General features: G+C 67.0%; 17 protein-coding genes. 9 read left to right on the forward strand and 8 right to left on the reverse strand.

From position 1 onward, the window contains the following. Window positions 1–96: 96 nt before the first annotated feature. From LRS09_RS13340 to LRS09_RS13350, 3 genes are all read left to right on the forward strand, one after another. The gene (locus LRS09_RS13340) at window positions 97–495 is read left to right on the forward strand and encodes a cytochrome c family protein (RefSeq protein WP_257807254.1); all 399 of its coding nucleotides are present in this window, start codon (window positions 97–99) and stop codon (window positions 493–495) included. A 127-nt stretch (window positions 496–622) separates the two neighbouring features. Beyond that, on the forward strand, window positions 623–2,185 hold the full coding sequence (locus LRS09_RS13345) for a caspase domain-containing protein (RefSeq protein ID WP_257807255.1): 1,563 nt from the start codon (window positions 623–625) through the stop codon (window positions 2,183–2,185). Next, window positions 2,100–3,593, forward strand: coding sequence for a tetratricopeptide repeat protein (locus LRS09_RS13350; RefSeq protein ID WP_257807256.1), 1,494 nt, complete (start codon window positions 2,100–2,102; stop codon window positions 3,591–3,593). Before LRS09_RS13345 ends, LRS09_RS13350 begins: the two co-directional genes overlap by 86 nt. 121 nt (window positions 3,594–3,714) lie before the next feature. On the opposite strand, the gene cysK is transcribed toward LRS09_RS13350, so the two are convergent. Next, a complete protein-coding gene (gene cysK / locus LRS09_RS13355; RefSeq protein WP_257807257.1) occupies window positions 3,715–4,692 on the reverse strand; it encodes a cysteine synthase A in 978 nt (325 codons plus the stop codon). A gap of 284 nt (window positions 4,693–4,976) precedes the next feature. On the opposite strand from cysK, the gene LRS09_RS13360 reads away from it, so the two are divergent. Beyond that, window positions 4,977–5,969, forward strand: coding sequence for an adenosine kinase (locus LRS09_RS13360; protein WP_257807258.1), 993 nt, complete (start codon window positions 4,977–4,979; stop codon window positions 5,967–5,969). A gap of 78 nt (window positions 5,970–6,047) precedes the next feature. Beyond that, a complete protein-coding gene (locus LRS09_RS13365) occupies window positions 6,048–6,350 on the forward strand; it encodes a hypothetical protein (protein WP_257807259.1) in 303 nt (100 codons plus the stop codon). A 114-nt stretch (window positions 6,351–6,464) separates the two neighbouring features. Here LRS09_RS13365 and LRS09_RS13370 read toward each other — a convergent pair whose 3' ends face one another. The 5 genes from LRS09_RS13370 to hrcA form a co-directional block, all read right to left on the reverse strand. Next, window positions 6,465–7,010: an outer membrane protein gene (locus LRS09_RS13370; RefSeq protein ID WP_257807260.1), complete on the reverse strand. Its 546-nt coding sequence runs from the start codon at window positions 7,008–7,010 to the stop codon at window positions 6,465–6,467. A gap of 157 nt (window positions 7,011–7,167) precedes the next feature. Continuing rightward, on the reverse strand, window positions 7,168–7,803 hold the full coding sequence (locus LRS09_RS13375) for a trimeric intracellular cation channel family protein (protein ID WP_257807261.1): 636 nt from the start codon (window positions 7,801–7,803) through the stop codon (window positions 7,168–7,170). Window positions 7,804–7,930: 127 nt separating this feature from the next. Beyond that, entirely contained in the window at window positions 7,931–8,557 is a 627-nt protein-coding gene (gene grpE, locus LRS09_RS13380) for a nucleotide exchange factor GrpE (RefSeq protein ID WP_257807262.1), read from the reverse strand. An 85-nt stretch (window positions 8,558–8,642) separates the two neighbouring features. Further along, a complete protein-coding gene (locus LRS09_RS13385) occupies window positions 8,643–8,966 on the reverse strand; it encodes an MmcQ/YjbR family DNA-binding protein (protein ID WP_257807263.1) in 324 nt (107 codons plus the stop codon). After that, the gene (gene hrcA / locus LRS09_RS13390; RefSeq protein ID WP_085463505.1) at window positions 8,963–10,033 is read right to left on the reverse strand and encodes a heat-inducible transcriptional repressor HrcA; all 1,071 of its coding nucleotides are present in this window, start codon (window positions 10,031–10,033) and stop codon (window positions 8,963–8,965) included. The genes LRS09_RS13385 and hrcA overlap by 4 nt, the downstream gene beginning before the upstream one ends. Window positions 10,034–10,178: 145 nt before the next feature. Here hrcA and rph point away from each other — a divergent pair, with 145 nt between their 5' ends. The 4 genes from rph (at window position 10,179) to hemW (ending at window position 13,349) form a co-directional block, all read left to right on the forward strand. After that, window positions 10,179–10,895 (forward strand): ribonuclease PH, encoded by a 717-nt coding sequence (gene rph, locus LRS09_RS13395; protein WP_257807264.1) that lies wholly within the window; start codon window positions 10,179–10,181, stop codon window positions 10,893–10,895. Window positions 10,896–11,123: 228 nt separating this feature from the next. Then, a complete protein-coding gene (locus LRS09_RS13400; RefSeq protein ID WP_257807265.1) occupies window positions 11,124–11,534 on the forward strand; it encodes a VOC family protein in 411 nt (136 codons plus the stop codon). Next, window positions 11,534–12,178: an RdgB/HAM1 family non-canonical purine NTP pyrophosphatase gene (gene rdgB / locus LRS09_RS13405; protein ID WP_257807266.1), complete on the forward strand. Its 645-nt coding sequence runs from the start codon at window positions 11,534–11,536 to the stop codon at window positions 12,176–12,178. Before LRS09_RS13400 ends, rdgB begins: the two co-directional genes overlap by 1 nt. 43 nt (window positions 12,179–12,221) lie before the next feature. After that, window positions 12,222–13,349 carry a radical SAM family heme chaperone HemW gene (gene hemW, locus LRS09_RS13410; protein ID WP_257810185.1) on the forward strand — a complete coding sequence of 376 codons (1,128 nt, stop codon included), beginning with the start codon at window positions 12,222–12,224 and terminating at the stop codon, window positions 13,347–13,349. Here the strand turns inward: hemW and LRS09_RS13415 are convergent. Together LRS09_RS13415 and LRS09_RS13420 are read right to left on the reverse strand one after the other, a co-directional pair. Continuing rightward, a complete protein-coding gene (locus LRS09_RS13415) occupies window positions 13,346–13,552 on the reverse strand; it encodes a hypothetical protein (protein WP_257807267.1) in 207 nt (68 codons plus the stop codon). The genes hemW and LRS09_RS13415 overlap by 4 nt on opposite strands. Further along, entirely contained in the window at window positions 13,549–13,731 is a 183-nt protein-coding gene (locus LRS09_RS13420; RefSeq protein WP_257807268.1) for a hypothetical protein, read from the reverse strand. The genes LRS09_RS13415 and LRS09_RS13420 overlap by 4 nt, the downstream gene beginning before the upstream one ends. Between the last annotated feature and the right edge of the window lie 20 nt (window positions 13,732–13,751).

The following is a 13,751-nucleotide window of genomic DNA, read 5'->3' on the forward strand; positions in this document are numbered from 1 at the left end:
GCAATCCTTCCTTGACGCTGATCCGCCTGCGGCCTTGACCTCGGGCGCAGAGCGGCATTCTGATCCGGCCAGCCAGAAAGCCATCCGGAGTTGTTCATGCCTCGCCTCGTTGCCTCCACCCTTGCCGCGCTTGCTTTCATCCTGTCTGCCGGCGGGGCGAACGCCCAGGATACCGAGGCGGGCAAGAAGATCTTTGCCCGCTGCGCCGTCTGCCACGGCATTGGCGATGCGAAGAAGCCGATCGGCCCGACCCTCAACGGCGTGATCGGCCGCACCGCGGGAACCGAGCCGGAATTTGCCGCCAAGGCGTCCGGCTACTCGAAGGTGATGAAGGAAGCCGGAGAGCACGGCCTGGTCTGGGACGAGGCCAATCTCGACGAGTATCTGGCGGAGCCGCGCAAGAAGCTGCCCGGCAACAAGATGGCGTTTGCCGGTCTCAAGGAGGAAAAGGACCGGCTCGACGTCATCGCCTACATCAAGACGTTCGGCGAGTGAGCGCGCACACGACACAGTTTCGATACGCCGCCATGCTACCGCCGAACCGTCCGGATGTCCGGACGACGAAATGTTTTCCGGGCCGATGCGAGCAGCGTACCTAGCCCAAACCTGGTTGAGATTTGCGTTGTGCCTCGCTCTGCTTGGCGCAGCGGTGGCGCTTGTCGCGCGGCCGGCGCTGGCGCAGGAGCCGAAGAGCCTGAACGGCGTGGCGCTGGTCATCGGGCAGTCGGCCTACGAGAACATCGCGCCTCTGCCCAACCCGGCCAACGATGCGCGCGAGATGGTGAAGCTGCTGACCGATCTCGGCTTCGATGCGCGCGGCGTCACGGACCGGGACGCCAGCCGGCTGCGGCGCGACATCGAGCGCTTCGTCGAGGACGCCGCGGAGGCGGACGTGGCGCTGCTCTATTATTCGGGACACGGCATCGAGGCCGCCGGCGACAACTGGCTGGTCCCGGTCGACGCCGGCCCGGCGGCGCTGGAGTCGGCGGAGGAGTCCTTCATCTCGCTGGCCTCGATCGTCGAGGAGCTGAAGAAGTCCGTGCCGGTGACGATCGTCCTGCTCGACGCCTGCCGCACCAACCCGTTCCCGCCGGACGCGACGCTGAAGCGCACGCCGACCGGCTCGGCCGAACCCGTCTCCGCCGGAGGTCTCGGCGCGGTGCGCGGTGTCACCGGCTTCAAGGCGCAGACGCCTGCCAACGACAATCTCGGCATGGTGATCGGCTTCGCGGCCGAACCCGGCCAGCCGGCGCTCGACGGCGAGCCGGGCGCCAACAGCCCCTATGCGGCCGCGCTGATCCGCCATCTCGCGGCGATGAAGGGGCTGGAGTTCGGCCAGGTCATGCGCATGGTGACGGAGGAGGTCTATCTCGCCACCGGCGCGAAGCAGCGGCCGTGGATGAACGAGAGCCTCAGGCGCCTGCTCTATTTCGGCCTCGCGCCGGAGGAACCCGAGGGCATCGACGCCACGATCACCGGCGAGCGGCGGCAACTGCTGCTCACCATGGCCGACCTGCCCGACTTCGAGCGCGTCCAGGTCGAGCAGGTCGCGCTGCGCGAGGGCGTCAAGCTCGATTCGCTCTACGGCGTGCTGCGCGCGCTGGGCGAGGAGCAGACGCCCGGCAATCCGGAGGAACTGGGCAAGCTGCTCGACGCTCAGGCCGGCCGGCTGAAGTCGATGCTGTCGGAGCGCGCGGCGCTGCATACCGACGATCCCGAACTGCTGGCGCTCGCCAACGCGGCCGACCGCGCCATCGGCGAGGGCGCGATCGTCGCGGCACGGCGCTTTCTCGACGACGCGGTGGCGAAGGTAGAGGCGGGGAGCGCCGCGGTCGACGCGCTGGAAGACCAGGTGAAGGAAAAGCGCCTCGCCGACGCCGCGATCTACGCCAAGCGCGCCGACGCATCGGCTCTCGTCTTCGATTTCCGCGCTGCGGCGGCCGATTATGCCAAAGCCTTCGACCTCGTCGAGAAATGGGACGACCGGCTGGCCTGGAATTACAAGAACCTTGAGGCGGAGGCACTGCGCGGCCAAGGTGCTGCCACCGGCGACCGCGCGGCTCTCGACGGCGCGCTGACCGCCTACCAGGCGGCTCGACATGCTGCCCAACGGCGAGAAGGGCCGGGACTGGGCGATTACCCGCAACAACATGGCGGTGGTGCTGAACACGATCGGCGAGCGTGAGGAAGGCACCGAGACGCTCAAACGCGCGCTCGACACGTTCCGCGAAGCGATGGAGATCTTCAAGGCCGAGGGCGACGACACCAACTGGGCCGCCGCGCAGAACAATATCGGCAACATCCTGCTCGCCATGGGCGGGCGATCTGGCGACCTGGCCATGACGCGCGATGCCGTCGCCGCCTATCGCGCAGCGCTGGAGAAGCGTTCGCGCGACAAGGTTCCGCTGGACTGGGCGTCGTCGCATAACAATATCGGCATCGCGCTGTTCCAGCTCTCGCAGCCCACTGGCGACGTGGCGGGGCTGGTCGAGGCGGAGGCGTCCTATCGCGCCGCGCTGGAGGTGCTGACGCGCGATTCCGCACCTGTCGACTGGGCGCTGGTGCAGAACAATCTCGGCAATACGCTGAACGCGCTCTCGCTCGCGCGCAACGATCCGGAGCCGGCGAAACAGGCGGCCGAGGCCTTCAAGGCGGCCATGACCGTGCGCACCAAGGAGACCTGGCCGCTGCAGTGGGCCAGCAGCCAGCTCAATCTCGGCAATTCCTACACCGCGCTCGGCCGCCACGAGCTCGGCACGGCGAGTATCGAGGAAGCGCGCGGGGCCTACGAGAACGCGCTGACCATCTTCGACCGCCAGAAGACGCCGCTCGACTGGGCGTCGGTGCAGAACAATCTCGGCTCCTCGTGGCAGACCATCGGCCAGCGCACCCAGGACCTGTCCGCACTGCAGAAATCGCTGGACGCCTTCCAGGCGGCGCGGCGCGTCTACAAACGCAAGGATTTTCCGTCAGACTGGGCGATGACTGAGAACAATGCCGGCAACACGCTGCGGCTGATGGCGGTGGTGTCGGGCGACCCAAAATATTACCGCGAGGCGATCGAGGCCTATGACCTGGCGCTGCGCGAATACACCCGCGAGCGCGCGCCGATGCAGTGGGCGCTGGCGACGTCGAGCATGGGCGACGCGATGCAGTTCCTCGCCGCGACGGAAGAGAAGACCGACAATCTCCACGCTGCCGTGGCCGCGCGCCGCGCGGCGCTGGAGGTCCTGACCGCGGAGAATGCGCCGGTGGACTGGGCCAATGCGCAGAACGGCCTCGGCATGTCGCTGCTCAACCTCGCCACGCGCGAACAGAATGCGGCCTTCCTGCTCGAGGCCAAGGCCGCGTTCGAGGCGACGACCAAGGTCTTCACCCGCGAGACGCAGCCGGTGCAGTGGGCCTTCGCGCTCAACAATATCGGCGACGTGCACTGGTCGCTCGCCGCCCAGGGCGGCGGCGCGGCCGACTACCGCCAGGCGCTCGCCATGTTCGAGCAGGCGAAGGAAGGCTTCGCGGCGGCAGGCTACGCGCCGCTGATCCAGCTCGTCGACCAGAAGATCGACCTGGTGAAGCAGAACCTGGCGAAGTGAGCCGGAAGTGATTTTCGGCTCGGTGCGGGGCAATTGACTCTCATTACTGGCGCAATACCCCCGACCCCTCCCCACAAGGGGAGGAGGATCTGGGCGTGCGCCTATGGGGCAGTCCGGCGTGTCAGCCGAGCCCGTCGAACAGGACCGTCGACAGATACCGCTCGGCGAAGGAGGGGATGATGACGACGATGTTCTTGCCGGCATTTTCCGGCCGGCGGCCGACTATGGTTGCCGCCTGCAGCGCGGCGCCCGAGGAGATGCCCACCGGCACGCCTTCCAGCCGGGCGACGAGGCGGGCATTGGCGAAGGAATCCTCGTTGGAGACGGTGACGACCTCGTCATAGACCGTGGTGTCGAGGATCTTCGGCGCGAAGCCGGCGCCAATGCCCTGGATCTTGTGCGGGCCGGGCTGGCCGCCCGAGAGCACGGGCGAGGCTTCCGGCTCGACGGCGACGACGCGGACGCCGGGCTTGCGCGCCTTGAGCACCTGGCCGACGCCGGTGATGGTTCCGCCGGTGCCGATGCCGGCGACCAGGATGTCGACGCCGCCCTGCGTGTCGTTCCAGATCTCCTCGGCCGTCGTCTTGCGATGGATCTCCGGATTGGCCGGATTCTCGAACTGCTGCGGGATGATCGCGCCGGGGATGGTCTGCACGAGCTCCTCGGCCTTGGCGATGGCGCCCTTCATGCCCTTGGCGCCTTCGGTGAGCACGAGCTCGGCGCCGAGCAGCGCAAGCATCTTGCGGCGCTCCATCGACATCGTCTCGGGCATGGTCAGGATCAGCCGGTAGCCCTTGGCGGCCGCGGCGAAGGCGAGCGCGATGCCGGTATTGCCCGAGGTCGGCTCGACCAGCGTCGTCTTGCCGGGGACGATGCGGCCGTCGGCCTCCATAGTCTCGATCATCGCCACGCCGATACGGTCCTTGACGCTGGCGATCGGGTTGAAGAATTCGAGCTTCGCCAACAGGTTGGCGACGATCCCCTTCTCCTTGGCGAACTTGTCGAGCCGCACGATCGGCGTGTCGCCGATGGTCTCGGTGATGGAATTGTAGACCCTGCCGCGGCCCGGCACGTGCGTGGCGCTCGCATGCTTGTTCATCGTTTTCTCCCTGAGGCGGTTTGCAGCACCATAGTCTCTCGCAGGCCGAAATCCGAGAGGCGAACGATCGCGCTGGGCCCCTTCTGTAGAATTTCGTCCCAAGAACGCGCGGAACCTAGAATGAAATTCTATGGCTTGGATACCCGCTGCCTTGCGGGCACCGTTCGGATGGCAACGGAAGGCCCGGCGGAGTCGTCCGAGGCGCTTGCAATCCGTCATCCACGCGCTAAACCCGTGGTCGACAGGCGCCCCGTGGATGGACGGCGCGAAGAGCGGGACGCTTCATGAGTCAGTATGACGTGCTGTGCATCGGCAACGCGATCGTGGACATCATCGCGCGGTGCGAGGAGAGTTTTCTCGTCGACAATGCCATCATCAAGGGCGCGATGAACCTGATCGATACCGATCGCGCCGAACTTCTCTACAGCCGGATGGGGCCTGCGATCGAAGCCTCCGGCGGCAGCGCGGGCAACACGGCGGCCGGCGTCGCGAGCTTCGGTGGCAGGGCCGCCTTCTTCGGCAAGGTGGCGAAGGACGCGCTGGGCGAGATCTACGCGCACGACATCCGCGCCCAGGGCGTTGCCTTCGACACCAAGCCGCTCGATGCGCCGCCGCCCACTGCGCGCTCCATGATCTTCGTGACCGCCGACGGCGAGCGCTCGATGAACACCTATCTCGGCGCCTGCGTGGAGCTTGGACCCGAGGATGTCGAGGAGGACAAGGCGGCCGGCGCCAAGGTCACCTATTTCGAGGGCTATCTGTGGGACCCGCCCCGCGCCAAGGACGCGATCCGGCTGACCGCGAAGCACGCGCACGCCGCCGGCCGCGAAGTGTCGATGACGCTGTCCGATTCCTTCTGCGTCGACCGCTATCGCGACGAGTTCCTCTTCCTGATGCGTTCGGGAACGGTCGACATCGTCTTCGCCAACGAGAGCGAACTGAAGGCGCTCTACCAGACGTCGTCCTTCGAGGCCGGGCTGGAGGCGATCCGCAAGGATTGCAAGCTCGCAGCCGTGACGCGCTCGGAGCTCGGCTCCGTCGTCGTGCGCGGCGACGAGACCGTCGTGGTGGACGCAATCGAGATTGGCGAACTGGTTGACACGACGGGTGCGGGCGATCTCTACGCCGCCGGTTTCCTGTTCGGCTACACGAGCGGCCGCTCGCTTGCGGATTGCGGCAAGCTCGGCTCTCTCGCGGCGGGGCTGGTGATCCAGCAGGTCGGCCCACGCCCCCGCCAGAGCCTGCGCCAGGCGGCCGTCGAGGCGGGGCTGCTCTGAGCAGGGCTTGACAAGGCGGGCCGCTGCGGCAGTTCATGGGTGCGGGCCGGCATGGCAGCGCACCCAGGGAGGTCGCCAATGAACGTCGCCAATCTCCAGCTTCAGGGTCTTCTGATGGCGGTTGCGTCCATCAACGAGATGCTCGTCAGAAAAGGCCTTCTGTCGGTCGAGGAAATCGACCTCGCGCTGCGCAAGGCGGAAGCCGATCTCACCTCCGAGGAAAGGATGACGGAAGACCTGTCGCACTCCAACCGGGACGCGATCTGCTTTCCTATCCGTCTTTTGAAGGCCGCGAACCGCGGAACGTCGGAACGGACGACTTTTTCCGACCTTTCGCGCAAGGTCGGCACCAACAAGGAACGCTATGCCGATCAGGCGTAGCGATCAGAGACTGTCTGGAAGTTCTGCTCTGACGGCCATCTGAGGGCGCTTTCTGCGCTTCCGGTGCTCACGGACCCGTTTCCGAAACCACCACCAGCTGACTCGCCAGAGCTCTCAGAACTTGTAGGTGAGCTTGCCTTCGATCAGGTCGATCTCGAGCGAGTTGCCGGTGTTGTTCAGGTCTTCGAACTTGTATTTCAGGTACTGCAGCCCGAAGATCGCGTTCTGCAGCGTCGCGAAATCGAGGCCTGCGCCCACGGCCGTGCCGCGGCCGTCGAAGCCGGCGCTCGTGCTGCCATAGGCGCCGCCGGCGGTGCCGTAGACCAGCACGCGGTCGAAGGAATAGCCGAGCCTTGCCCTGAGATCGATGACGGAGGTCAGTCGGTTGTCGGGGCCGATCTCGATGTCGGCGGCGGACAGCGAGCCTTCCACACCCGCGACCGCGTCGCCAAGCGTCCAGTCATAGCCGCCATGGATACCGCCGATCGCGCCGTCGCCGGCCACGACACCCGGGCTGCCCCAGGCGTAGCCACCCTGCACGCCGAGCCGGAAGCCGCTCCAGTCGAAGGTCTGCGCATTGGCGAAGCGCTCGGCCGAGGGGGCCGGAATCTCGTCAGCCGCTACGGCGGGCGTCGCGGCGAGCAGCAGGATTGCGGTCACACAACGTTTCACGCTTCAGTTCCCAGATACAACAGCCGTGTTTGTATCGAATCACCGTTTCAGCAGAATGCCGTTCACCGATAATTGTTCCGTTAAAACGGTTACGTGAACGTTGCTGTCGAAATGCGTCAGAAATGCGAAAACCGTGTGGCGAAGGTCAAGGGATGTCTTCCGGCCGCCGTCCCGGCCGGGTGCGGTAGCGCGGAAAGGTCCAGCTGAACTTCAGCGCGCCGCCGCGCACCACGAAGGCGGCCGCCGCCGCGATCAGTGCCGAGGCGAGCAGCGGCAGGTCCGCAAGCATCAGCCCGGTATGCATCGCCGCGCCGACGAGGGCCGCGGTGACATAGATTTCCGGCCGCAAAAGCACCGAAGGCTCGTTGGCGAGCAGGTCGCGCAGGATGCCGCCGAAGGTCGCCGTCAGGACGCCGGTAACGATCGCGACGGCCGGCGAGCCGGTCGTAACCAGACCGATCTGCGCGCCGAGCACGCAATAAGCAGCCAGACCGACCGCATCCAGCCAAAGAAGAAGCTTCCACCGGCTCTCGAAAAGATGGGCCGTGAAGAACACCAGCACAGCGACGCCCGCGCAGACGAGGATGTAGCCCGGTTCCCGGACCCAGAACACCGGCGTCAGGCCGAGGATCAGGTCGCGGAACATGCCCCCGCCGACGCCCGTCACGCCGGCCAGGAACAGGAAGCCGATGATGTCGAGCTGCTTCCGCGACGCCGCCAGTGCGCCGGTGGCGGCGAAAACCGCGATGCCGGCGTAGTCGAAGGCGAGGATGGGGTTCATGGACTAAGGGAGTAGGGGAGTAAGGGAATAGGGCAGTAGGGCACTAAAGACGCATTTATAGCACGTCTCCGCGGGTGCCAGGAACGACTTCCTCCTGCCTTACTCCCCTATTCCCTTGTTCCCCTACTCACGCATCCTTCTCGGCCTGCTCGTTCACCGGGCCCGGTTCCGCGGCCTGTGCGGGTGCAGCCTTGGGGCCGCCCTTGGCGATGCCGACCATGGCGGGGCGCAGCACGCGGTCGCCGATCGAATAGCCCGACTGAACCACCTGCACCACGGTGCCGTTCGGCACGTCGGGGTTCGGCACTTCGAACATCGCCTGGTGGAAATTGGGGTCGAAGCGTTCGCCCTGCGGCTCCAGCTTCTTCACGCCGTGCCGTTCGAGCGCCGAGAGCATGGCGCGCTCGGTGATGTCGACGCCTTCGAACAGCGCCTTGAAGCCGGCGTCGCCAGCTTCCTTCGCCTCGGCCGGCACGGCATCGAGCGCGCGGCGCAGATTGTCCGACACCGTCAGCATGTCGCGCGCGAAATTCGTCACCGCGTAGGTGCGCGCGTCCGCCACGTCGCGCTGGGTGCGGCGGCGCAGGTTTTCCATCTCGGCTGCAAGGCGAAGCGCCCGGTCCTTGAGCTCCTCGTTCTCCTTCATCAGCCGCACCAGCGCCTCATAGTCGCCGTCATTGCCCTGGCCACTTTCGCCGGGCGTGGCATCTTCGATGCGCTCGTCGTTCATGTCGTCGTTGGGCTTCTCGCTCATCGCGTCGGTCCTGCATCAACTGTTCGTGAGTTGTGCCCGATATCGATACTTGCGGTCGAAAAATCAAGGCTGGATGCGCATGCCGCTAACGACGGCGCGCTTTTGCTCCGGCCTGCCGCCAGGCCATCCGCAGGGCGTCGGCAAGTTCGGCCTCGGAAAGAGCCGAAAGCGTCGCAGTCGTCCAGCCCTGTCGACCCCAGGCGTTGGGCACTGCCGCGAAGGCGTCAGGCGCGACCTCGCATTTCAGTGCCTGCTCGTCCGGCGTGAACTTAAAGTTGGCGGTGGCGCCATCGGCGGCGAGCGTCACATATATCCGCTTTACCTTGAAGGCTGCGCGGTCGAAATGCGGCGCCTCGGTGGTGCCGTCGAGCGCAAGGGCGGCCTGCCGCAGATCGCTGGCGGTTGTCACCTGAGCATCCGGCTGATCATTTGCGCGGTATAGTCCACCATCGGCACGATGCGGGCATAGTTGAGCCGCGTCGGCCCGATGACGCCGAGCGCGCCGACGACGCGGGAGTCCTTGTCGCGATAGGGCGCGACCACCAGCGACGAGCCGGACAGCGAGAACAGCTTGTTCTCCGAGCCGATGAAGATGCGCACGCCCGATCCGCCCTCGGCGAGGTCGAGAAGCTGCATCAGCCCGTCCTTGGTCTCGAGATCCTCGAACAGGTGACGCAGGAGCTGGATGTCGGCCTCGGCGGTGACGTTTTCCAAAAGGTTGGCGCGGCCGCGCACGATCAGCGTCGCCGGCAGGCCGCCGTCGCCGCCCGACCAGACGGCCAGACCCTTGTCGACCAGGTCCTGCGACAGCGCGTCGAGCGCCGTCTTGGTCTGCGCCTTGAGCCGGGCGACCTCGGCGCGGGCCTCGGCCAGCGTGCGCCCGACGATATGCGCGTTGAGGAAGTTCGACGCCTCCATGAGCTGCGAGGTGGTGACGCCCGGCGGAAGCTCGACGATGCGGTTTTCCACGTCGCCGTTCTGCGACACCAGCACGGCGAGCGCCCGGGTCGGCTCGAGCTGGATGAATTCGAGATGCTTCAGCGGCACCTCGTTCTTGGCCGCGACCACGAGGCCGGCGCCGCGCGACATGCCCGACAGCATCTGGCTCGCCTCGGTCAGCATCTGCTCCAGCGTCGATCCGGAACCTGAGGCCTTCACCTGCGCGTCGATCGTCCGCCGCTCTTCCTCGGACAGGTCGCCCAGCTCCATGAAGGCGTCGACGAAGAAGCGCAGGCCCTTCTGGGTCGGCAGGCGGCCGGCCGAAATGTGCGGCGCATAGATCAGGCCGAGCTGTTCCAGGTCGCTCATCACGTTGCGCACGGTCGCCGGCGACAGCGAGGCCGGCAGCATGCGCGACAGGTTGCGCGAGCCGAGCGGCTCGCCGTCGCGCAGGTAGGAATCGACGATCGCCCGGAAGATGTCCCGGGAGCGGACGTCGAGCGACTGGAGATTCTGATCGAAGACGGGGTTCGTCATGGCCGGAGGATGGGACCGGAGCGCTGGATTCTGTGCAGAAGAATATAGTCGGGTGCGCGACCCGCGCAACCGAGCCGGCGTTTCGGTTGCCCCGCGCCCGGACTGCGTCTACAAGCGCCCTTCTCCAGCCAACCGGAACCGAGTCATGCGTCCTTCCAAGCGCCAGCCCGACGAGATGCGGGCCATTTCCTTCGAACGCGGCATTTCCAAGCATGCCGAGGGCTCGTGCCTCGTCAAGTTCGGCGACACGCATGTCCTGTGCACCGCGAGCCTGGAGGAGAAGGTGCCCGGCTGGCTGCGCAATGCCGGCAAGGGCTGGGTCACCGCCGAATACGGCATGCTGCCGCGCTCGACCGGCGACCGCATGCGCCGCGAGGCGGCGAGCGGCAAGCAGGGCGGCCGCACCATGGAGATCCAGCGCCTGATCGGCCGCTCGCTCCGCTCCGTCATCGACCTGCAGGCGCTGGGCGAGGTGCAGATCACGGTCGACTGCGACGTGATCCAGGCCGACGGCGGCACGCGCACGGCGGCGATCACCGGCGGCTTCGTCGCGCTGCACGACTGCCTGTCCTGGATGGCGGCGCGCAAGATGATCGACCTGTCCAAGGTGCTGAAGGACCACGTCGCGGCGATTTCCTGCGGCATCCATGACGGCGTGCCGGTGCTCGACCTCGACTATCTGGAGGACTCCTCCGCCGGCACCGACGCCAATTTCGTCATGACCGGCAAGGGCGGCATCGTCGAGATCCAGGGCACGGCGGAGGGGATTCCCTTCACCGAGGAGGAATTTGCCGCGCTGATGGGGCTGGCGAAGAAGGGTATTGCCCGGTTGGTCGACCTGCAGAAGATGGCGGTGGCTTAGGCTTCCGACGGCGATGTCGATGCTCCACGGCGCCCCCCTCTGTCCTGCCGGACATCTCCCCCACAAGGGGGGAGATCGGCCGTCACAGATGGTTTCGCTTTCCTCTGCAGCATTGGGAGTTGGACGACGTCGGCGGTTAGCCGATCTCCCCCCGTGTGGGGGAGATGTCCGGCAGGACAGAGGGGGGCGTGACGGAGCACGTCGCCAGGCTCCTGCAAGGAGCTACCGATGAAACCCGCCGCCGTCCTCGAATCCGCCCTCTACGTCACCGACCTCGCCGCCGCCGAACACTTCTACGGCGCGGTGCTCGGGCTGGAGCCGCTGGGCAGGGTCGAGGGCCGGCACGCCTTCTTCAGATGCGGCGGGAGCGTCGTGCTTCTGTTCAATGCCGAGGCGACGCGGCATCCGCCGGCGCCCGATGCGCGCCTGCCGGTGCCGCCGCATGGGACCGTGGGCGAAGGACATCTCTGCTTCGCTGCGACCGAAGCGGAAATCGACCGCTGGAAGGCGCATCTGACCGAGGCCGGCGTGGCGATCGAGGCCGAGTTCGAATGGCCGCAGGGCGGCCGCTCCATCTATTTCCGCGATCCGTCGGGCAATTCGCTCGAATTCGCCAATCCGTCCATCTGGGGGCTCTGATGAGGGATCTCGGCAAGCGTATCGTCGTTGCCAGCCACAATGCCGGCAAGCTGGCCGAATTCGCCGACCTTCTGGCGCCGTTCGGCCTGGAGGCGAGGTCTGCCAAGGAATACGGCCTGCCGGAGCCGGAGGAGACCGGCACGACCTTCGAGGAGAACGCCTACATCAAGGCGCATGCCGCGGCGCAGGCCACCGGCCTCCCGGCCATGTCGGACGATTCCGGCCTGGTGGTGGATGCGCTGGACGGCGCCCCCGGCGTCTACACCGCCGACTGGGCGACGAAGCCCGACGGCACGCGCGACTTCATGATGGCGATGCAGAAGACGGAGGATGCGTTGCAGAAGGCCGGGGCGAGCGATCCGGCGCAGCGCACCGGCCGTTTCGTCGCCGTGATCTGCCTGTGCTTCCCCGACGGCGAGGCGGAGTATTTTCGCGGCGAGGCCGAGGGCACGCTGGTCTGGCCGCCGCGCGGAACCAGCGGCTTCGGCTACGATCCGGTCTTCCTGCCCGAGGGCCATTCGCGTACCTTCGGCGAGATGACGGCCGAGGAAAAGCACGGCTGGAAGCCCGGCATGGAAACCGCCACCTCGCACCGGGCGCGCGCCTTCAAGAAGTTCGCCGAGGCGAGACTGGGGCTGAAGTGACCGGCGCCGGCACCCCCTCACCGACCCCGGCTTCGGCGTCTACCTGCACTGGCCGTTCTGCGCGGCGAAGTGCCCGTATTGCGACTTCAACAGCCATGTCCGCCACCAGCCACCCGACCAGGCGCGGTTCGCGCAGGCCTTTCGGCGCGAGCTGGAGCATTTCCGCGTCCGCACCGGACCGCGCGAGGTGACGTCGATTTTCCTCGGCGGCGGCACGCCGTCGCTGATGGAGCCTGAGACGGTCGGCGCGCTGCTCGACGCGGTGGCTGGCCTCTGGACCGTGCCGGAGGGCATCGAGGTGACGCTGGAGGCCAATCCCTCCTCGGTCGAGGCCGGGCGCTTCCGTGGTTACCGCGCCGCCGGCGTCAACCGCGTCTCGCTCGGCGTCCAGGCGTTGAACGATCCGGACCTGCGCTTCCTCGGTCGGCTGCACGACGTGGCGGAGGCCAAGCGTGCCATCGCGCTGGCGCGCGACATCTTTCCGCGGCTTTCCTTCGACCTGATCTATGCCCGCCCCGGCCAGTCGCTCGACGCCTGGCAGCGTGAACTGGGCGAGGCGATCGACCTCGCGGCCGACCACCTGTCGCTCTACCAGCTCACCATCGAGGAAGGCACGCGCTTCCACGTGCTTCACGCGGCCGGCAAGTTCGTCATGCCAGATCCCGACCTTTCGGCGGACCTCTATGCGCTGACGCAGTCGGTGACGGCCCAGCGCGGCCTGCCGGCCTACGAGATCTCCAACCATGCAAGGCACGGCGCGGAAAGCCGCCACAACCTCGTCTACTGGCGCTACGGCGAATATGTGGGCGCCGGTCCCGGCGCGCATGGGCGTTTCGTCGAGGACGGCCGCCGCGTCGTCACCTTCACCGAGAAGATGCCGGAGACCTGGGCCAATCTGGTCGAGGCCAACGGCCATGGCGTGGTAGGCGGCGAGGTGCTCCACCGGAGCGAGGAGGCCGACGAGTTCCTGATGATGGGCCTGCGGCTCGCCGAAGGCATCGATCTCGCCCGCTACGAGGACATGGCCGACCAGCCGCTGTCCTCGAAGCGCATCGCCGTGCTGCAGGGCGAGGGGCTGGTCGAATCCCTAGGCAACTCCCGGCTGCGTGCCACGCCCACCGGCATGATCGTGCTCGACGCTCTCGTTGCCGATCTTGCGCGCACCGATTAGCGCTTTGCGATGCTGAACCTGGTTTCCGGGAGCTTAGACCCGTGCCCGCCGCCTTCGCGGCGCCGGCGGTGGTCAGCCGAACTGGAGCCCTGATCGCCGGCGGCGCCGTCCTGGTCGCCATCCGTTGACCGGGCGCCCTGCGCGGCGTCCATCGTGTGGACGAGATACTCGATCTTCGCCGAAAAGCGTGCCGCGGCGCTCATTGGCGGGGCAGCCGCTCCCAGGGCTTCGGCAGGTTCGCCGGCAGCGGGGTCGCTGGCTGAGTCGCGGCGTCCCGGGTCTCGGTGCGCCGTTGGGCCGGCGGCTGCGGCGGTTTCTCCTTCCGGCGCTCGCGCCCGGCATAATAGGGCTCGTAGCTGTCGTGTATGAGCAGGCCGTCCATCCTTCGCCTCCCGATGTCCG

It is taken from the genome of Mesorhizobium sp. J428 (assembly GCF_024699925.1).
GTDB lineage: Bacteria > Pseudomonadota > Alphaproteobacteria > Rhizobiales > Rhizobiaceae > Mesorhizobium_A.